The sequence below is a fragment of the Stappia sp. MMSF_3263 genome, assembly GCF_030733745.1.
Classification (GTDB): Bacteria; Pseudomonadota; Alphaproteobacteria; order Rhizobiales; family Stappiaceae; genus Stappia.
Map to the genome: position 1 here is coordinate 1 of NZ_JASHIK010000025.1, position 19,782 is coordinate 19,782.

Consider the following 19,782-nt stretch of genomic DNA (forward strand, 5'->3'; position numbering starts at 1 on the left):
GCGCCCCGGCCGCCCCGTCTCAGTTCGTCTTCTGGCCGCGCATGCCGCCGGAGATTTCCTCCGTCTGCTCGGCGACGATCTCGTCCGGCAGCACCAGGTTGAGGATGATGGCAAGCCCCGCCGCCGGCAGCAGGCCGGAGGTCAGGAGCACCTTCACCGTTGCCGGCAGGTGTTGCAGGGCGCCAGGCTCAAGTTGCAACCCGAGCCCGACCGACAGCGACACGGCAAAGATCACCATGTTGCGGCGGTTCCAGTTGACGTCGGCGAGCATGCTGACGCCAGCCGCCGCGACCATGCCGAACATGACGATGACGCCGCCGCCGAGCACCTCGATCGGCACGGTCGAGATGATCGCCCCGACCTTCGGCACCAGGCCGCAGACGATCAGGAAGATCGCGCCGATGGTGACCACATGCCGGCTCATCACGCCGGTCATGGCGATCAGGCCGACATTCTGGCTGAAGGACGTGTTCGGCAAACCGCCGAAAATGCCGGCGGCGGCCGTGCCCAGACCGTCGGCATAGGTGGCGCCGGCGATTTCCTTGTCGCTCGCCTCGCGCCCGGCGCCGCCCTTGGCGATGCCCGACACGTCACCCACCGTCTCGATCGCCGAGACGATACCCATCAGACCGAAGCCGATCACCGCCGCCCAGTCGAAGGCGAAGCCGAAGTGGAACGGATCGGGCAGCGAGAACCAGCCGGCGCGGCCGACATTGGCGAAGCTCACCATGCCGAGCGCGAAGGCGACCGCATAGCCGACGATCAGGCCGGCCAGCACGGCCGCCACCGACCACATGCCCCTTGTGAAGAATTTCAGCCCCAGCGTCACGGCGACGACGACAAGCGCCACGCCCCAGTTCTGCAGGCTGCCATAGTCCGGCGTGCCGATCGCCGGCACCCCGCCGGCGGCATACTGGATGCCGACTTTGACCAGCGCCAGGCCGATCATCAGCACCACCAGCCCGGTCACCAGCGACGGCAGGGCGAAGCGGATGCGGCCGATCACCGTGCCGAGCGTTGCATGGAAGAGCCCGCCGATGACGACGCCGCCCATCAGGGCCGCCATCGCGTCGACGCCCTTGCCCGCCACCAGCGGGATCATGATCGGCAGAAAGGCGAAGCTGGTCCCCTGCACCACCGGCAGGCGGGCGCCGACCGGGCCCATGCCGATGGTCTGGAACAGGGTGGCGATGCCGGCAAAGAGCAGCGACATCTGGATCATGTAGATGAGATCGACGACGCCCGGCGTGCCGAAGCCGAAGCCGGCGGCGCCTGCGACGATGATCGCCGGCGTGATGTTGCTGACGAACATCGCCAGCACGTGCTGGATGCCCAGCGGCACCGCCTTGGCAAGCGGCGGAGTGTAGTCCGGATCGCGCAATTGCTCCGGGGTTCCGATCGATTGATCGACGGCCATTCCCTCAGTCTCCTTCTGGAAGGTCGCGCGTTTTCGCGCCGTTCTCGTTGTCTCCTTGGAATGACCGGAGCCGGCTTTTTGTCCGCTTCCTCATACGGACGCCGGTTCTCCGGTCGGATTCAAACCATGTGTGAGCTGGCCCGTCCGCCTCAGGCGAGCCTGCCGAAAAGCCGCAGCCGGCTGATGCCGCCGTCGGGATGGATGTTGAGCCGCACATGCGTAACCGGCCCGAGCGGCCTGATCGCATCCGTGCCGATGTCGTGGATCGCGTCGGCGGAGAGCTTCGTGCGCCCGACGAGCTCTTCCCAGAACATCGACGAGGTGACGATGGCCTGGTCGAGATCGCCGGTCATGGCGCCCAGATCCGCCGCCTGCATCGAGCAGCTTTCCGGGAAATTGCCCTTGTAGAAGGCCGTGTCGACGCTGGCCCGCGCGATCGTGCCGCGCGCGCCCAGCTCGACGATGATCCAGTCGTGACCCGGCTCGCGGCGACGTCGTGTCTCCCACCCGTCGCCCATGTTGAGACCGCGCCCCGGGGCCAGCATCCTGTGATAGGCGCCGTAATGGGCATCGGAAAAGGCAACGATCCGCGCCCCGTTGAGCGCCGAGGCAAGATCGAGTTCCGCCCCGCCGGCGGCCGCCCGGTCGAGTTCGGGCCGGCCGTAGACGCGAAAGCGACCGACGCCGCCGTCGGGATGGATGTGCAGCCGCACATGGGTCCATACGCCGGCATTGGCGCAGGCGAAATAGTGGTGGGCACTGGGGCCGAGCGGCGACATCGGCAGCAGCTCGGTCCACTGGGTCGACCCGTCCGGATCGCCGGCGCAGGAGGCCGCCTCGATGCGGCAGGCCGGCGGGTAGTTGCCGGTGAAATGCGCCGTGTCGACATCGAAGCCGGTGATCCGGCCACGCGCGGCAAGCCGCACCACGGCCATGTCATGGCCCGGTCCCCGGCGGCGGCGCGATTCCCACCCGTCCATCCACTTGCCATTGTCGTCGTAGCGGTCCGGATAGAACACCGCCGCATCGTCCGCGAGCATCCGCGAAACCTCGGCGAAGAAGTCGTCGGTCACCGAGACCGCCACGGCGCCGAGACCGGCGGAGGCGAGGTTGATGTCCTTGCGGGCGAAATCCGGACGCTCGTCCGGCTGGTGAGACGTCATGTCGTCGGTCCTCGTGTAATACGGCGCGGTTTCGGGCGCTCGAGTGGGGTCCGGCCTCAGCCGGGAAGCATGTCCTTGAGCCGCAGCAGCGCGATCCGCTCCACCTGGGCGCAGGCGGTGGCGAATTCGCTCTCGCGGTCGTTGCCGATTCGCGCCTCGAAATTTTCCAGGATCTCGGCCTTGCCGCGCCCCTTCACCGCCAGGATGAACGGAAAGCCGAAGCGGGCGGTGTAGCGCTCGTTGAGCTCGGTAAAGCGGGCGCGTTCAGCATCTGTCAGCGCATCGAGCCCGGCCGAGGCCTGCTCGCCAGTGGATTCGGCCGTCAGCCGCCTTGCCGCCGCAAGCTTGCCGGCAAGGTCGGGATGGGCCTTGAGCACGCCGAGCCGCTCGGCCTCGCTTGCCGTACGGAACTGCGCCACCAGCCGCGCATGCAGCCCGTCAGCACTGTCGGCATCCGGTCCCAGGCCTGCCGCATGAACCCGCTCGGCGATCCAGGGCGAATGCTCGAAGACGCCGCCAAAGCGAACGACGAAGGCATCGCGCTCCATGCGCGAAGGCGCAGGTGCGGACGACGGCGACGACGGCGGATGCGTGCTCGAACTCACCGGGCTCTCCCGTTTCAGGGTCGCAGGAACAGCGTTCGTCTATTGGTAATGCAAAACAATCACCGCCTCTTTCAAAATTTTCTTGAAAGAGATATCCGCCCGCCCCCGGCTTGGCCGCGCATGCCCCGGCAGTCAGGATCGCCGCCGACGGATCGGCGGCAGGAGATCGACGCGATGGCAGGACAAGACATGGCACCGGCGGAGGGAGGATATCTCACCACCCACGTGCTCGACACGGCGCGCGGTATCCCCGCCCGGGGCATCCCGGTCACGGTCGACCGGCTTGCTCCCGACGGGGCTCGCATCCGTCTGGCGGAGGCCGTCACCAACGCCGACGGACGCACCGACGCACCGCTCCTGGCGAAAGGCGAACTTGTCCCCGGTTGCTACGAAATTGTCTTCGATTGCGTGCAATATCTGCAAAACTCAGCAAAAATTCGCAAAAATGACGCAGAAATAGGCCCGTTTCTGCGCGAAATTCCGGTCCGTTTCGTGTTTTCCGGGGCAAACGGGGACAAGTCGCACCTGCATGTGCCGCTGCTGCTGTCGCCCTTCGGCTACGCGACCTATCGCGGCAGCTAGCCCTCTTCGCGCAGCAGCCGGCGGATGACCTTGCCGGTCGTCGTCATCGGCAGCGCGTCGACAAAGGCGACCTCGCGCGGATATTCGTGGGCCGAAAGCCGGGTCCTGACAAAGCCCCGGATCTCCTCGGCCAGCGCCTCGTCCGGCACGACGCCGTCGGCCGGCACGATGAAGGCCTTGACGATCTCGGTGCGCAGCGGATCCGGCTTGCCGACGGCCGCGGCCAGCCGCACCGCCGGATGGGCGAGCAGGCAGTCCTCGATCTCGCTCGGGCCGATCCGATAGCCGGCCGAAGTGATGATGTCGTCGTCACGGCCGATGAAATGGACATAGCCATCTTCGTCGATGACGCCCTGGTCGCCCGTCGTCATCCAGTCGCCGATGAACTTCGCCGCCGTCGCGGCGGGATCGTTCCAGTAGCCGAGGAACATCACCGGATCGGGTCGGCGCACGGCAATCTGCCCCTGCACGCCGGCGGAGAGCACCGCGCCGTCCTCGCCAAGGACCGCCACCTCGTGGCCCGGAACGGCTTTGCCGATGGCCCCTGCCCGGCTGACGCCAATGGCGGCGCAGGAGCCGATGACGGCGTTGCATTCGGTCTGGCCGTAGAACTCGTTGACCGTGATCCCCAACTCGTCCCGCGTCCAGTCATAGGCCTCGCGGCCGAGCGCCTCCCCGGCCGAGCCGAGGCTGCGCAATGCCAGCTCGAAGCGCTCGCGCGGCCGCGACACGGCGCGCATCATCTTCAGCGCCGTCGGCGGGATGAAGGCGTTGCGCACGCCGTGATCCCGCATCAGGGCGAAGGCCCGTTCGGGATCGAACTTCTCGAACCGGTGGGAGACCACCGGCACGCCGAGGCTGAGAGCGGGAAACAGCGCGTTGAGAAGACCGCCGGCCCAGGCCCAGTCGGCCGGCGTCCACAGGATGTCGCCCGGCTGCGGCATGAAATCCTGCGACATCTGGATGCCCGGCATGTGACCGGGCAGCACCCGGTGACCGTGCAGCGCACCCTTCGGCTGGCCGGTCGTGCCGGATGTATAGATCATCAGCGCCGGATCGTCGGGACCGGTCGCCAGTGTCTCGAAATCCTCGCGGGCTGCCGCAAGGAGCGCGTCGAAGCCAGACGTGCCTTCCGGCAGCGCGCCCGCCACCTCACCCGTGACGATGCGCAGGCGCAGCTCCGGCAAGGCATCGCCCAGCGCCTCGAGCTTGGCAAGCCCGGCCGCGTCGGTGACGATCGCCGCCGCGCCCGAATGCTCCAGCCGGTAGCGCAGCGCCTCGGCGCCGAAGAGGCTGGCCAATGGCACCGCGATGGCGCCCATCCGGTAGATGGCAAGATGCGCGATCAGCGTCTCGGGAGCTTGCGGCAGCAGCAGCGCCACCCGCTCGCCCCGGGTCACGCCCTTGGCCGCCAGCGCATTGGCGAAGCGGCCGGAGGCCGCCTGCAGCGCGCCGTAGCTCCAGCGCTCCGTCTCCCCGTCCGCCCGCCGGTGCAGCAGCGCGATCCGCTCCGGCTCGCGCACCGCGAAACGGCCGCAGGCAAGCTCGGCAATGTTGCAGGTGGCAGGCACCTGCCAGCGGAAGCGGTCGGTCAGCTCGGAAAAGGACGCTGCAGGCTCAAGCACGATGCCGCCCCTCAGCGGGCCGTGGGCGGGGCGGCCAGCACCAGCGACCAGAACACCTTGTGCTTGGAGCCCGATGCATAGGCCGTGGCGATGCCCATTCGCGTCGCCCTGTCGTCGAGCATGACGGCGTTGTGCTTGGGCGAATCGCGCCAGCCGGAAAAGGCCTCGGCCAACGTCCGGTAGCCGGCGCTGACATTTTCCACCGCATAGGTGTTGGTTTCGCCGACGGCCCCGAGCCGGGCGGCAAGGCCGTTTCCGGCGGACAGCGACGCCTTCACGTCGCCGGCCCGGGCCATGGCGGCGGCCTGCGCCTGCGCGGCGCGCATCAGGGCCGGATCGATGGTCAGCGATCCCGCGCCGTTCGACTGGCGGTAGCTGGAAATCATCTGCTGCGCGGACGGTGCGTCGACGGCGGCGTCGACCCGCGCCATGTCCTTGTAGTAGGGCGGCACGACGCTGCGCTCGGGCATGCAGGCGGCCACGAGCAGCCCGGTCAGGGCAAGACAGGCAAGACTGAGACGAGAGGTCATGATGCCCTCATAATGCCCCGCACGCCGCGGGGCGAGGAAAAAGGGAGGCCGGACCGCGCACCGGCATCTTCCGGCCGGGCGTCCGGCGCGCGGCCCGCGTCGCGGCCACGCGCCCTATCCCTTAAGCCCTCGCGATTGAAAAAGCGTTGACGGCAGAGCCCGGCCGCCGGCGCGGCCGGGCTCTGCCTGTCGCGGGATGCTTCGCGGGAGGCGCTACTTCGCGCCCGCCGCCAGCACGTCGTCAAACGTACGCAGGCCCGTCGTGGGTGCATTGACCAGCACCGCCATGTTGCCCGGCGCATGCTGGTTCTTCCACATCTTGGTATGCGCGCGCGGGATGTCCTCCCATGGGAAGACCTCGCTCATGCACGGGTCGATGCGCCGGTCCATCACCGCCTTGTTGGCCTCCGAGGCCTGCTTCAGATGGGCGAAATGCGAACCCTGGATGCGCTTCTGCCGCATCCACACGTAGCGGGCGTCGAAGGTCAGGTTGAAGCCGGTCGTGCCGGCGCAGAACACCACCATGCCGCCGCGCTTGACCACAAGGCAGGAGACCGGGAAGGTCGCCTCTCCGGGATGCTCGAACACCATGTCGACATCGTTGCCCTTGCCGGTGATCTCCCAGATCGCCTTGCCGAAGCGCCGTGCCTCCTTCAGCCAGTCATTGTATTCGGGCGAGTTGACCGTCGGCATCTGGCCCCAGCAGTTGAAGTCCTTGCGGTTGATCACGCCCTTGGCCCCGAGCGAGAGCACGTAGTCGCGCTTGTCCTCGTCGGAAATCACGCCGATGGCATTGGCGCCGGCCGCCGCCGCGAGCTGGATGCCGAAGACGCCGAGGCCGCCCGAGGCGCCCCACACGAGCACGTTCTGACCCGGCCGCAACTGGTGCGGTGAATGGCCGAACAGCATGCGGTAGGCGGTCGCCAGCGTCAGCGTGTAGCAGGCGGCCTCCTCCCAGGTCAGGTGCTGCGGCCGCGGCATCAGCTGCTGCGACTGCACCCGGCAGAACTGCGAGAACGACCCGTCCGGCGTCTCGTAACCCCAGATCCGCTGGGAGGAGGAGAACATCGGATCGCCGCCATTGCACTCCTCGTCGTCGCCGTCGTCCTGGTTGCAGTGGATGACGACCTCGTCGCCGACCTTCCAGCGCTTCACCTTGGAACCGACGGCCCAGACGATGCCCGAGGCATCCGATCCGGCGATGTGGAAGGGCGTGTCGTGCACCTTGAACACCGAGATCGGCTCACCGAGGCCGGCCCAGATGCCGTTGTAGTTGACGCCGGCGGCCATCACCAGGACCAGCACCTCGTTGCTGTCCAGCTCCCAGGTCGGCACCACCTCGAGCTTCATCGCCTCCTCCGGCGGCCCGTGCCGGTCTGGCCGGATGGTCCAGGCATACATGGTCTTCGGCACATGGCCGAGCGGCGGGATCTCGCCGATCTCGTAAAGGTCCTTCACCGGGCGATCCTCCGCCTCGCGATTGTCGTTTGCCTGCTGAGCATTGCCCATTCCAGCATGTCCTCCCGTTTTTTCAACTCGTCCTGGATGCGGTGACCGCACATCCCGTTCGCAACGCCGTCTCTCGTTACCTTCATGCTGCAACGCATCATGCCAAAGCCGTCCGATGCGCCCATCCACGAAACTATCGTGCGAAAAAATGGTGTTGCGCTATTGGACTATTGCTTAATTGGCGCATTTGCCCAAGAGTGTTTTTGCATTGCACCTAGAAATAGTGCGAGTGCGAGCGCCCCAGGCGGCGTGATTTCGGGAGGATGGCTCACCCGGCGGGAGACGGGGAGCCAAGAAAAATCAGCAAGATGCCCGGTCCTGCGGCCCCTCATGGCCGCCGCCACGGGCACGATGGCGCGAGGAGTGTTCCATGGGCGAAAAAACCACCCCCACCCCCACCAAGGCCGCCCCGGAAGCCGCAACGGCACCGGCCGCCGGCACGGTCCGGCGCGACAAGCCGTGGATCTTCCGCACCTATGCCGGCCACTCGAGCGCGCGCGATTCCAACCGCCTCTACCGGAACAATCTCGCCAAGGGCCAGACGGGCCTTTCGGTCGCCTTCGACCTGCCGACCCAGACCGGCTACGACCCGGACCACGCGCTGGCGCGCGGCGAGGTCGGCAAGGTCGGCGTGCCGATCGCCCATCTCGGCGACATGCGGGCGCTGTTTGCCGAGATTCCGCTGGAGCGAATGAACACCTCGATGACGATCAACGCCACCGCCCCCTGGCTGCTGGCGCTCTATGTGGCGGCCGCCGACGAACAGGGCGCCGACCGGACGCTGCTTTCCGGCACGACGCAGAACGACATCGTCAAGGAATACCTGTCGCGCGGCACCTATGTGTTTCCGCCCGCACCCTCGCTGCGCCTGACCCGCGACGTCATCGCCTGGACCTACGGCGCCATGCCGAAGTGGAACCCGATGAACGTGTGCTCCTACCACCTGCAGGAGGCCGGCGCGACGCCGGTGCAGGAGCTGTCCTTCGCGCTGGCGACCGCGATCGCCATTCTCGACGAGGTGAAGGCATCCGGCGCCATTCCCGCCAGCGACTTCCCGCAGGCGGTCGGCCGCATCTCCTTCTTCGTCAATGCCGGCATGCGCTTCATCACCGAGATCTGCAAGATGCGCGCCTTTGCCGAGCTGTGGGACGAAATCTGCCTCGCCCGCTACGGCGTTGCGGACGAGCGCTACCGCCGCTTCCGCTACGGCGTGCAGGTCAACTCGCTCGGGCTGACCGAGCAGCAGCCGGAAAACAACGTCTACCGCATCCTGATCGAGGCGCTGGCCGTGGTGCTGTCGAAGAACGCCCGTGCAAGGGCCGTGCAGCTGCCCGCCTGGAACGAGGCGCTCGGCCTGCCGCGCCCCTTCGACCAGCAATGGTCGCTGCGCGTCCAGCAGATCCTCGCCTACGAGACCGACCTGCTCGAATTCGGCGACATTTTCGACGGCTCCTCGGTGATCGGCGAGAAGGTCGAGGCGTTGAAAACGGAAGCCCGCGAGGAGCTTGCCCGCATCGAGGAGATGGGCGGGGCGATCGCGGCGGTGGAATCGAGCTACATGAAGCAGGCGCTGGTCGCCTCGAACGCCGCCCGCCTTGCCGCCATCGAGGCCGGCGAACAGGTGGTGGTCGGCGTCAACCGCTTCACCGAGAGCGAACCCTCGCCGCTCGCCACCGGCGAGGACGGCGGCATCCTGACCGTGCCCGAACATGTGGAGGCGGAGGCCGTCGCGGCGCTCAAGACCTGGCGCGAGGCGCGCGACGAGGGCGCCGTGGCCGGAGCCGTCGCCGAGCTGAAACGCGCGGCGGGCGAGGGCGCCAACATCATGGAGCCGTCGATCGCGGCGGCCAAGGCCGGCGTCACCACCGGCGAATGGGGCGCGGCGCTGCGCGAGGTGTTCGGCGAATACCGGGCCCCGACCGGCGTCGGCAAGGCGGCGCGTGCCGATGCGCAGGACCTTGCCCCGGTGCGCGCGGCGGTGGAGGGCGTGTCGGCCAGGCTCGGCCGGCGGCTGAAGTTCCTGGTCGGCAAGCCCGGCCTCGACGGCCATTCCAACGGCGCCGAGCAGATTGCCGTGCGGGCCCGCGACTGCGGCATGGAGGTCGTCTACGAGGGTATCCGCCTGACCCCGGCACAGATCGTCAACGCGGCGCTGGAGGAGGACGTCCATGTCATCGGCCTGTCGATCCTCTCCGGCTCGCACCTGGCCCTGGTGCGCGACGTGATGGAGCGGCTGCGCGCCGCCGGCATCGATGACATTCCGCTGGTCGTCGGCGGCATCATCCCGGAAGAAGACGCCGCCAGCCTGCGCGCGATGGGCGTTGCCGCCGTCTACACGCCGAAGAACTTCCAGCTCACCGACATCATGACGGAAGTGGTGGAGATCGTCGGCGCGCGGGCGGAAGCGGCGGCGTGAGGAGGTCGGGGCCGGGGGAACAGATGCCAAAAGGAACCTGCGGTTAAGCCTGTCCGCGGTTTGAACGACCGCACGCAACGGGTGCAGAAATACACGCCTTGCGCGCATCGCACCGGCAAGGCATGAAGGCAGGAGTTCGCTCCACCGTCAGGCCGCCATGCCCTTGCAAGACAACCAGAAGACCCGACGCCCGCGCCTCGCTCCGCCGCGCCGCACGGTGGCCGCCCTGAGCCTTGCCGCCCTGCTCCTGGCGGCAGCATGCGATGATCCGCGATTTCCTGCCTACTTTCGGTATGCAGTGGATGTGAAAGTCGATGGTGTGCCTGTCACCATCGAGCGGGTGGTGAAATGCACTGGAACCCGTTCGTGGAGCACGTCTGCAAATCCAGGAGGCTGGACCCACCACAGCTACGTCAATCCTCCCGTATTAGGTGCCAAGGTTCCCGGCAGTGATGCCGCGGTCTATGTCCGCGTACCGCTGGCGTGCGCCTGGGCAGCCAGTCCTGAAGGCGCGCAGCAGCGCCCCCCGCCTCTCGTTCCCAGTGACATCGTTCCGGTGCTGTGGACCGACAATTGGCAGCGGCTGGAGCAGATTGAATACTATTCGACCCGTCCAAGTCTTGCGGGACAGGACAGTCATGTGGAGTTCGTTCGCGTTCAGCCGCTGGAACGAGCGGACAAAAAGGCATTCGAGCTGTCTGAGGTGCGAGCCGCAAGGGAAAGTCCCGATCTGCGCCCCGTGGCCCGAGTTCGAGCGAAAGGACACGACGAACCCATCTCCGCCCCCTCGTGGCTGGACCCGGATCGACCGAAGACACCCGCACCCGGTATGACCTGCTTTGCCGCCCTATCCCTAGACCGTGGCAACTGGGACCAATGGCCGACGTTGGAGCCCTGGGTGGACAGCCTCCCGAATGACGGAAGATTTTACGAAGTCCGCAGCGCGTTGGGAGACATCGCCACCAGCCTGAACTTTGAAGGAGGGTTCTTCGCTGCGCAAAGTCTGAACAGGACATCCTTGAGAGCAGAATCTACCTCGGAAGAAGGCGTGCGACGGGCACTTCAACTATACAACTCCATGCACCCCATAGTTCCTAGCAGAGGCGGTGCATATATCGACAAGTCAAGGCAAGGGATCTCAAGCTGCTCGTTCAATTTATGGCACTATGATAGATCCTACGAGCACCATGTGAAACAGCCAGTCGGCGAAAGAAAAAATCGCAAAAAAATTGAAATACACTCAGACGCGAAGAGATTCGCGCTGATGATTGCGCCTGATAGAGAGTCGGTAATGCTTATTTTTCAATTGGGACCAATTTACTCTACTATGGACGAGCCCGTCGCCATGGACACCATCGACTGATCGCGCGGGTGGAGCAGCCTCTGCCGCCCGCACCGCGCCCAACGTTCGCCCATACCTATTTGTTCAACTCGCCCTTCAGCCACTGGCGCCACTGCGAGCGGGTGCCGAAGAAGACGTTGCGGTCGACATTGCCGTTGATGCCGTCGACGCGGCCGGTCGCCGTGTACTGCCAGAACACCCAGTTCTTGCGCTTCTCGTATTTCCGGTCCGGGTGGCTTGCCACCGAGCGCAGCCAGAAATCGTAGCGGTGCTTGGCATCGACCAGCCGGTCGCGGTGGAAGTCGACGGAGGAATAGATCACCGGCCGCTTGCCGTAATGCGCCTCGACCGCTTCCAGGAACTTGCGCATGTCGGCGATCACCTGACCGCGCGGCGGCCGCTCGCGGCAGGTCTTGGAGTGGGCGTTCCACTCCATGTCGAGCACCGGCGGCAGCGCCTGCGGGTCGACCGGCACGTTCTGGATGAACCAGGAGATCTGCTCTTCCACCGGCCGGCAGAAATAATAGAAGTGATAGGCGCCGCGCGGCACGCCGGCTGCCTTGGCCAGGAGCCAGTTGTCCATGAATTTCGGGTCGACATAGTCGCCGCCCTCGGTCGCCTTGATCCAGGCGAATTCCGTGCCCGCCCGCTTCACCCGGTTCCAGTCGATATCCCCCTGGTAGCGGGAGACGTCGATGCCATGGATGGCGAAATCCTCCGGCGTCGGGTCCGGAAAATCGAAAGCCGCGCAGGCGGCGACGAACATCATGCAGATAGCGGACAACACGCGCGCAAACATCGCTCTCTCTTTGGTCCAAAGCCCCCTTCCAACCAGGGCCGGACCTTATGGCCAAAGAATTAAGGAATCGCTTACCAATCGAGGGCAGCGGAAATGGGATGAGGCCGCGCCTTTCGGCGCGGCCTCACGCAATCGTGATCGAAAGAGCGCCGAGGGCGGCTCAGCCGAGCGCGGGGATGCGCAGCACCTGGCCCGGATAGATCTTGTCCGGGTCGGACAGCATCGGCTTGTTGGCCTCGAAGATCGCCATGTACTTGGAGCCGTCGCCATAGGCCTTCTTGGAGACCGCCCACAAGGTGTCGCCCTTCTCCACCGTGTGGAAGCCGGCTTCGGGGGCGGCCTCGGAGACCGCGATCTCTTCTTCCACCTTGGCGATGCCGAGCACGTTGCCGGCCGCCAGGATGAGCTTCTCGCGCGCTTCCTGCGTCGGCGCGGCACCGGCGATCTTCACCGTGTCGCCGGAGACCTGGACCTTGACGTCGCCGTCGAGGCCGAGCGCCGCCACTTCCTTCTCGATCGCGGCGGCGGCATCGGCCTCCGGCTCGTCACTGCCCCACAGGGACTTGCCCGCATCCTTCACGAAATCAAAAAAGCCCATCTGGTGATTCCCCTTCTGTCCTGCCACGGCGCGGACAGCCCGCGCCTTTCGACAACCAGTGTCGACCGCAGTCAATACAGGCCGCAAGCGCCAATTCATGTGACGGAGAACACAGATATCCGCCGCGGCGCGGATACAGGCCACGCATGGGCCGCCGCCGGCCTTGCAAGCCGGGCGCGCAACTGGCAATCAGACGGCAACCGTTTCCTTCTCGCGCCTCTTTCCGGGACCTGCCCATGACCGACCGCCTGACGATCGCCACCTGGAACATCAACTCGGTGCGCCTGCGCCTGCCGATCGTCGAGAAGTTGATCCTCGATCATGCGCCGGACGTGATCTGCCTGCAGGAAACCAAGTGCGCCGACGGCAATTTCCCGCTCGCCGCCTTCCGCAAGCTCGGCTACGAACACATCGCGATCAAGGGCCAGAAGGGCTATCACGGCGTCGCGACGATCTCCCGTCGCCCCTTTCTCGACGAGGAGCGGATCGACTATTGCGCCAAGGGCGACAGCCGGCACCTTTCGACAGGCATCGCCTTCGGCGGAGGCCGCTTCACGCTGCAGAACTTCTACGTGCCGGCCGGCGGCGACGAGCCGGACCCGGAGATCAACGACAAGTTCGCCCACAAGCTCGCCTTTCTCGACGAGATGGGCGAGCGGTTCTCGGCCCTTTCCGGCGACAGCATCATTGTCGGCGACCTCAATGTCGCGCCCTACGAGCACGACGTGTGGTCACACAAGCAGCTCCTGAAGATCGTCAGCCACACGCCGATCGAGTGCGAGAAGCTGGAGGCGGTGCGCGGCGCCGCCGGCCTCACCGACCTCATGCGCCAGTTCGTCCCGGTCGAGGAAAAGCTCTACACATGGTGGAGCTACCGGGCGAAGGACTGGTCGGCCGCCGACAAGGGCCGCCGCCTCGACCATGTCTGGACGAGTCCGGCGCTCGCCGCCCAGGCGGTCTCCATGCAGGTGCTGCGCGATGCCCGCGGCTGGACGCAGCCCTCCGACCACGCGCCGGTAATGGTCCGCCTGGAAGCCTGAGCCCAGAAAGCCGGAAGCGAAAAACGGCGCGGCCGCCCGCCCTCACGGGCGGATGACGACCTTGCCCTGCGCCCGGCGCTCCGACAGCTCACCCAGGGCCCGCGCCGTCTCGTCGATCGGATAGACCGCATGCACATGCGGCACGATGCGCCCTTCCGCGACCCAGGCGAGCAGTTGCGCCATGTTGTCCCGATGGTTTTCAGGTTCGCGGATGATGGCATCGCCCCAGAACACGCCGAGCACGTCGCACCCCTTCAGCATGACCAGGTTGAGCGGCAGTCTCGGGATCTCGCCTGCGGCGAAACCGACGACGAGGTAGCGCCCGCGCCAGCCGGTCGCGCGCAGCGCAGCTTCCGCGTAGGCCCCGCCGACCGGATCGTAGACCACATCGACACCGCAGCCGTCGGTGAGCGCCTTCAGCCGGGTCTTGAGGTCTTCCTCGGTGTAGTTGACCAGTTCGTCGGCGCCGTGGGCGCGGGCCAGTTCCAGCTTTTCCGCGCTCGAGGCGCAGGCGATGACCCGCGCGCCCATCGCCCTGGCGACCTCGACGGCGGCAAGCCCGACGCCGCCCGAGGCGCCGAGCACGGCAACGCTCTCACCGCCTTCGAGCCGCGCCCGGTCGCGAAACCCATGCAGCGCCGTGCCATAGGTGACGGTCAGCCCGGCCGCCACTTCTTCGCTCACCCCGTCCGGCAGGAGCACGAGGTCGTCCTCCGTGGCGATCACCGCCTCGCGCACCGCGCCCCAGCGGACGTAGCCCATCACCCGGTCACCGGGCTCAAACAGCTCGACCCCCTCGCCGACGGACATCACCTGGCCGGCGAACTCCGCTCCCGGAGAGAACGGCAGCTCGGGGCGGAACTGGTATTTGCCCTCGATGATCAGCGTGTCGAAGAAATTGAGCGCCGCCGCCGCAACCCGGACAAGCACCTCGCCCGACCCCGGTTCGGGCATCTCCAGATCGCGCAGGACAAGGGTCCCGGGCCCGCCGAGACGTTCGCACAGCACAGCTTTCACGTGTTCGTTCCCCCACTTTTCCCCGCCTTCCGGTTAGCACGGCCGGGAAGTGCGTGAAAGACGACGAGTGGTTGCAATCTTGTCAGGCGCGGCGGAGGCCGCTATGTCCGGGCACCCGGACGACCCTCCCCGACGGGCCGGCGGCCGGAACCGGCCCACCGAGCCGGCCCGATGACAAGGACACCCATATGCGCGGTTACTTCGCCGTTGGCGCGGAAGGCATTTCCAAGCCGATGAATCTCGGCAACCTGATGCGTTCCGCCCATGCCTTCGGCGCCAGCTTCTTCTTCACCGTCGACGCCGACAGCCGGATCCGCAAGGCGCCGCCCTCCGACACCTCCAAGAGCACCGGCCACCTGCCGCTGTTCCACTGGGACGCCATCCCGGAGATGGACCTGCCGCAGGGCTGCCAGCTCGTCGGCATCGAGCTGACGGACGACGCCGTCGACCTGCCGAGCTTCATGCATCCGCTGCAGGCGGCCTATGTGCTCGGCCCCGAGCGCGGCTCCCTCTCGGCGGAGATGCAGGCGGCCTGCGCCCATATCATCAAGATCCCGACCAAGTTCTGCCTGAACATCGCGGTTGCCGGCGCCATCGTGCTCTACGACCGGCACCGGGTGCACGGCCAGTATGCCGAACGCCCGCTCACCGCCGGCGGTCCGAAGACACCGCGCCCGGCGCACAAGCATGGCGGCCCGATCATGCGCACGGGGCGCAAGGTTCCCGGAAACGACGGCTGAAGAAAGATCCGGTCAGCGGCGCTGCTGGCGCGCGCGCGCCACGCGCCCCAGCGTCAGCAGCACGTCGCCGACAAGGGCTGTGGCCAGCGCCGGGGCCTTGCGCGCCGAGGCGACCGCTCCGCCAAGCCGCTCCCCGGCCCTGGCAAGATCCTCGCCCGACCACAGCGACACCTGGCGGATGACCGCGTCGCGTCGCTTGTAGAAGACCGGCGGACGGGCCTGCTCGATGACCCGCGCCGCCGACAGGCCGCGATCGGCCTCGGCCCTGGCGCGGGCGAGAAACTGGAAATGGCGCAGCGCGGCGGAGGCGATCATGTCGGCGCGCTGGCCGCCGGCCTCGAGCCGTTCCAGCCCGTGATCGAGCGTTGCCAGGTCGCCCAGCGCCGCGGCATCGATCAACTCGTCGACGGCAAAGGCGGAGGCATCGCCGATCACCGCCTCGACATCGGCGGTCTCGATCCGCTCCCGCCCGAGCGCGTAAAGGCAGAGCTTGCGCACCTCGCCGCGGCTCGCCAGCCGGTCGGCGCCAAGCAGCCCCATCAGCACCTGCCGCGCCTCGCGCGTGATGCTCAGCTCCGCCTCGCGCAGCTCCGCGTCGATGACCCGCTCGAGATCGCGCGCCTCGTCGGCATAGCAGGCAATGGCGACGGCCGAGCGGTCGTTCTCGAACTTCTTGCGCAGGCCGACGCCCTTCTTCAGGTCGCCCGCCTCGATCACCACCAGCGCGTTTTCGGCCCGGACCTCGCCGAACAGCGGGTCGACGGCCGGAGACAGGTTCTTGCCCGCCCCGTCACGCAGCCAGACAACGCGGCGGCCGCCGAACAGCGGCACCGTCGAGGCCTCGTCGATAAGCCGGGCCGGATCGGAAACCACGTCCGCCGCGTCGAGGCGCACCAGGGAGAAGGGATCGTCGACGCCGCCCGACGCCTTGTCGACCAGCATGCGGGCCCGCTCGGACACAAGGCCGGTGTCCGGCCCGAAGACCAGCACCAGGGCCACGCCGGCCGGCGGTTCGGCGATGAAACGGTCGACCTCGCCGGCCTTCAGCGCGACCATGGTTCAGCCTTGCGAGGCGAAGAAGCCGGCCAGGCGCGTCTGGATGTTGCCGGCCACCACCTTCGCCGCCCGATCCTCCGCGTCGCGCTCGGCGCGCAGGTTGGCGAAGCGCTGGCTGGAGAAGTCGAAGGAGGCCGAACCGAAGGCGCGACCGGTGGTCACCGTCCGTCCGGTGCCGATCTCGCTGAGCACGTAGCTCGCATTGACCGTCACCGAATAGGCGGAGGGCACGTCCGCGAGCCGTTCGACGCCGACCTCGTTCAAGGGCCGGTCGATGATGATCTTCAGCCGGTAGCGCGGCGGCGCCGCTTCGCGGCCCCGCCGGAAACCGAAGATCAGCTCGTTGCGCAGCACCTGGCCGACACGCTCGAGAGTCTCCGTCGAGGAGGCCTCGACCGTGTCGATGTCGATCGCCGCGAATTCCTGCGCGACGGGAGACGTCCCGGACGGCCCGCCGATCGAGCCGTAAAGCGGGCGGACCTGGCAGGCGCCGGCGGCAAGCGCCGCACCGAGCGCGAGAACGAGAAGCGCGCGCCGCGTGGCGGGCTGCGATGTCGGATGATCAGGCGACGACATTCACGATCCTTTGCGGCACAACGATGATCTTGCGGGCAGGCTTGCCGTCCAGCGCGCGCAGCACGGCCTCGAGCTGGAGCGTAGCCGCTTCGACCTCTTCTTTGGAAGCCTCGCGTGCGATCGTCAGGTCGGCCCGCTTCTTGCCGTTGACCTGCACCGGCAGGGTCACGGTCGCCTCGACCAGCAGACCCTCCTCGACCGTCGGCCAGGGTGCGGTGGCAAGCAGGCCCTCGCGGCCAAGCACCGTCCAGCATTCCTCGGCCAGATGCGGCGCCATCGGCGCCATCATCTGCACCAGGTAGCCGATGCCCTCGCGCAGGGCGAAGTGCATGTCGTCACCCCCGGCGCCGGCCTGCTGTGCCTTGGACAGCGTGTTGACCAGTTCGTAGATGCGGGCCACCGCGCGGTTGAAGGAAAGTCCCTCGATGTCGGCGGAAACGCTCGCGCAGGCCTTGTGGGTTGCCCGGCGCAGCGCGGTCGCCGCCTCGCCGAACGCGTTCGGCCGCGCCGTCTCCGGCACGCCGTCGGCGATATCCCCGACAAGACGCCAGACACGCTGCATGAAGCGCCAGGCGCCCTGCACGCCATCCTCGGTCCACTGCACGTCGCGCTCCGGCGGGCTGTCGGAGAGCATGAACCAGCGCGCCGTGTCGGCGCCGTAGGTCTCGATGATGTCGGTGGGGTCGACAGTGTTCTTCTTCGACTTCGACATCTTCTCGATCGAGCCGATCGCGACCTCCGCGCCGCCCTCCAGCAGGAAGGCCTTGCGCGTCTCGCCGTCGCCCTCGATGCGCACTTCCGCAGGCGAGGCCCAGCCGCCGCCCGGCGCCTTGTAGGTCTCGTGCGTCACCATGCCTTGCGTGAACAGGCCGCGGAATGGCTCCTTGACGCCCAGATGCCCGGTGACGCTCATCGCCCTTGCGAAGAAGCGCGAATAGAGCAGGTGCAGGATCGCGTGCTCGATACCGCCGATATACTGGTCGACCGGCAGCCAGGCATCGGCCACGGCCTTGTCGGTCGGCGTCGCCGCCTTCGGGTCGGTGAAGCGGGCGAAATACCAGGACGAATCGACGAACGTGTCCATCGTGTCGGTCTCGCGCCGCGCCGGTTTGCCGCAAGCCGGGCAGGCGACGTTGCGCCAGGTCGGATGACGGTCGAGCGGGTTGCCCGGCTTGTCGAAATCGATGTCGTCGGGCAACTGCACCGGCAGGTCGGCGACAGGCACCGGCACGACGCCGCAATCCTCGCAATGGATGACCGGGATCGGGCAGCCCCAATAGCGCTGGCGCGAGATGCCCCAGTCGCGCAGGCGGTAGTTGACCTGCCGCTCGGCCTGCGGGCGCCCGTCGAGCATCGTCGCCTCGAGCCGGGCGGCGACCGCTTCCTTGGCGTCCGCGATCGACAATCCGTTCATGAAGTCCGAATTGTAGATCGTGCCGTCATCCGTAAAGGCCTCGCCGCGGATCTCGAACGTGTCCGGATCGGCGCCCGCCGGCAGCACCACCGGGCGCACCGGCAGATGGTACTTGCGGGCGAAGTCTAGGTCGCGCTGGTCATGGGCCGGACAGGCGAAGATCGCGCCCGTGCCGTAGTCCATCAGGATGAAATTCGCGACGTAGACCGGCAGCGTGATCGAGGGGTCGAGCGGATGCGTCACCGTCAGGCCGGTGTCGACACCGACCTTCTCCGCCGTCTCGATGGCTTCCGCCGAGGTGCCCTTGCGCCGGCACTCCTCGATGAAGGCGGCAAGCTTCGGGTTGCTTTCGGCAAGCTTCAGCGAGATCGGGTGATCCGGCGACAGGCCCATGAAGGAGGCGCCAAACAGCGTGTCGGGCCGCGTCGTGAAGATCTCCAGCGCCGTGTCGCCGGTCGGTGCCGGGGTGGAGAAGGCGAAGCGCAGGCGCAGGCCCTCGGACCGGCCGATCCAGTTCTTCTGCATCAGCCGGACCTTGTCCGGCCAGCGGTCGAGCGTGTCGATGGCGGTGAGCAGTTCCTCCGACCAGTCGGAGATCTTGAAGAACCACTGGGTGAGCTCGCGCTGCTCGACCGGCGCGCCGGACCGCCAGCCGCGGCCGTCGATGACCTGCTCGTTGGCGAGCACGGTCATGTCGACCGGATCCCAGTTGACCTTGGAGTTCTTGCGATAGGCCAGGCCCGCCTGCAGGAAGTCGAGGAACAGGTGCTGCTGCTGGGTGTAATATTCGACGTCGCAGGTCGCGAACTCGCGCGCCCAGTCGAGCGACAGGCCCATGATCTTCAGCTGGCCGCGCATCGTCGCGATGTTCTGGTAGGTCCAGTCGCGCGGATGCACCTTGTTCTGCATGGCCGCGTTCTCCGCCGGCATGCCGAAGGCGTCCCAGCCCATCGGATGCAGTACGTTGAAGCCGCGGGCGCGCTTGTAGCGCGCAACGACATCGCCCATCGCGTAGTTGCGCACGTGACCCATGTGGATGCGGCCCGAAGGATAGGGAAACATCTCGAGCACATAGTATTTCGGCCGGGGGTCCTCGTTGCGTGTCGCAAAGACGTCCGTCTCGTCCCAGACCTTCTGCCAGCGGCTTTCCGCCTCGCGGGCGTTGTAGCGCTCCGTCGCCATGATTGTGATTGCTTTTCTCGTGACCATTGCAGGAATAACGTGGCGCGACTGTCACCAGAAATCCGCCTTGCGGTCAACCTGCAAGGCATCCCGCCCGCGCCATTGCAGCCGGCACGGGGACCTCATGGCCCCCTTGCCCCCGCGCCCGGGAAAAGGCTATCGGGAAGGACC

The 19,782-nt window shown here is 67.1% G+C and carries 16 protein-coding genes and 1 pseudogene; 5 read left to right on the forward strand and 12 right to left on the reverse strand.

From position 1 onward, the window contains the following. Positions 1-19: 19 nt before the first annotated feature. The 3 genes and pseudogenes from RBB46_RS20315 to uraD all read right to left on the reverse strand — a co-directional run. On the reverse strand, positions 20-1,417 hold the full coding sequence (locus RBB46_RS20315) for a uracil-xanthine permease family protein (RefSeq protein WP_306030870.1): 1,398 nt from the start codon (positions 1,415-1,417) through the stop codon (positions 20-22). Between the two features lie 149 nt (positions 1,418-1,566). Continuing rightward, positions 1,567-2,580: an allantoicase gene (gene alc, locus RBB46_RS20320; protein ID WP_306030871.1), complete on the reverse strand. Its 1,014-nt coding sequence runs from the start codon at positions 2,578-2,580 to the stop codon at positions 1,567-1,569. 56 nt (positions 2,581-2,636) lie between these two features. Continuing rightward, a pseudogene (gene uraD / locus RBB46_RS20325) lies at positions 2,637-3,137 on the reverse strand (2-oxo-4-hydroxy-4-carboxy-5-ureidoimidazoline decarboxylase); the annotation flags it as partial. A gap of 96 nt (positions 3,138-3,233) precedes the next feature. On the opposite strand from uraD, the gene uraH reads away from it, so the two are divergent. Beyond that, complete coding sequence (uraH, locus tag RBB46_RS20330; protein WP_336623187.1) at positions 3,234-3,767, forward strand: hydroxyisourate hydrolase; 534 nt, start codon at positions 3,234-3,236, stop codon at positions 3,765-3,767. On the opposite strand, the gene RBB46_RS20335 is transcribed toward uraH, so the two are convergent. From RBB46_RS20335 to ccrA, 3 genes are all read right to left on the reverse strand, one after another. Then, positions 3,764-5,392 carry an acyl-CoA synthetase gene (locus RBB46_RS20335; protein WP_306030872.1) on the reverse strand — a complete coding sequence of 543 codons (1,629 nt, stop codon included), beginning with the start codon at positions 5,390-5,392 and terminating at the stop codon, positions 3,764-3,766. The genes uraH and RBB46_RS20335 overlap by 4 nt on opposite strands. Before the next feature lie 11 nt (positions 5,393-5,403). Next, complete coding sequence (locus RBB46_RS20340; RefSeq protein WP_306030873.1) at positions 5,404-5,922, reverse strand: CAP domain-containing protein; 519 nt, start codon at positions 5,920-5,922, stop codon at positions 5,404-5,406. A 213-nt stretch (positions 5,923-6,135) separates the two neighbouring features. Further along, complete coding sequence (gene ccrA, locus RBB46_RS20345) at positions 6,136-7,431, reverse strand: crotonyl-CoA carboxylase/reductase (protein WP_306030874.1); 1,296 nt, start codon at positions 7,429-7,431, stop codon at positions 6,136-6,138. Positions 7,432-7,801: 370 nt separating this feature from the next. Between ccrA and RBB46_RS20350 the strand changes: the two genes are divergently transcribed. Next, positions 7,802-9,847, forward strand: coding sequence for a protein meaA (locus tag RBB46_RS20350; RefSeq protein WP_306030875.1), 2,046 nt, complete (start codon positions 7,802-7,804; stop codon positions 9,845-9,847). A 163-nt stretch (positions 9,848-10,010) separates the two neighbouring features. Beyond that, on the forward strand, positions 10,011-11,210 hold the full coding sequence (locus RBB46_RS20355) for a hypothetical protein (protein ID WP_306030876.1): 1,200 nt from the start codon (positions 10,011-10,013) through the stop codon (positions 11,208-11,210). Between the two features lie 55 nt (positions 11,211-11,265). Here the strand turns inward: RBB46_RS20355 and RBB46_RS20360 are convergent, their stop codons facing one another. Both RBB46_RS20360 and lysM read right to left on the reverse strand, forming a co-directional pair. Next, positions 11,266-11,988: a GH25 family lysozyme gene (locus RBB46_RS20360; RefSeq protein ID WP_306030877.1), complete on the reverse strand. Its 723-nt coding sequence runs from the start codon at positions 11,986-11,988 to the stop codon at positions 11,266-11,268. Between the two features lie 160 nt (positions 11,989-12,148). Then, positions 12,149-12,586, reverse strand: coding sequence for a peptidoglycan-binding protein LysM (gene lysM, locus RBB46_RS20365; protein WP_306030878.1), 438 nt, complete (start codon positions 12,584-12,586; stop codon positions 12,149-12,151). Between the two features lie 236 nt (positions 12,587-12,822). Here lysM and RBB46_RS20370 point away from each other — a divergent pair, with 236 nt between their 5' ends. Continuing rightward, the gene (locus RBB46_RS20370) at positions 12,823-13,626 is read left to right on the forward strand and encodes an exodeoxyribonuclease III (RefSeq protein ID WP_306030879.1); all 804 of its coding nucleotides are present in this window, start codon (positions 12,823-12,825) and stop codon (positions 13,624-13,626) included. A 42-nt stretch (positions 13,627-13,668) separates the two neighbouring features. On the opposite strand, the gene RBB46_RS20375 is transcribed toward RBB46_RS20370, so the two are convergent. Continuing rightward, a complete protein-coding gene (locus tag RBB46_RS20375; protein ID WP_306030880.1) occupies positions 13,669-14,643 on the reverse strand; it encodes an NADPH:quinone oxidoreductase family protein in 975 nt (324 codons plus the stop codon). A 188-nt stretch (positions 14,644-14,831) separates the two neighbouring features. Here RBB46_RS20375 and RBB46_RS20380 point away from each other — a divergent pair, with 188 nt between their 5' ends. Further along, a complete protein-coding gene (locus RBB46_RS20380; protein WP_306030881.1) occupies positions 14,832-15,383 on the forward strand; it encodes an RNA methyltransferase in 552 nt (183 codons plus the stop codon). 12 nt (positions 15,384-15,395) lie between these two features. Here RBB46_RS20380 and holA read toward each other — a convergent pair whose 3' ends face one another. The 3 genes from holA to leuS are packed head-to-tail and all read right to left on the reverse strand — an operon-like array spanning position 15,396 to position 19,611. Next, positions 15,396-16,439 (reverse strand): DNA polymerase III subunit delta, encoded by a 1,044-nt coding sequence (holA, locus tag RBB46_RS20385; RefSeq protein ID WP_306030882.1) that lies wholly within the window; start codon positions 16,437-16,439, stop codon positions 15,396-15,398. Positions 16,440-16,442: 3 nt separating this feature from the next. Further along, complete coding sequence (lptE, locus tag RBB46_RS20390) at positions 16,443-17,015, reverse strand: LPS assembly lipoprotein LptE (RefSeq protein ID WP_306030883.1); 573 nt, start codon at positions 17,013-17,015, stop codon at positions 16,443-16,445. After that, the gene (gene leuS, locus RBB46_RS20395) at positions 17,002-19,611 is read right to left on the reverse strand and encodes a leucine--tRNA ligase (protein WP_306030884.1); all 2,610 of its coding nucleotides are present in this window, start codon (positions 19,609-19,611) and stop codon (positions 17,002-17,004) included. Before leuS ends, lptE begins: the two co-directional genes overlap by 14 nt. Positions 19,612-19,782 lie beyond the last annotated feature (171 nt).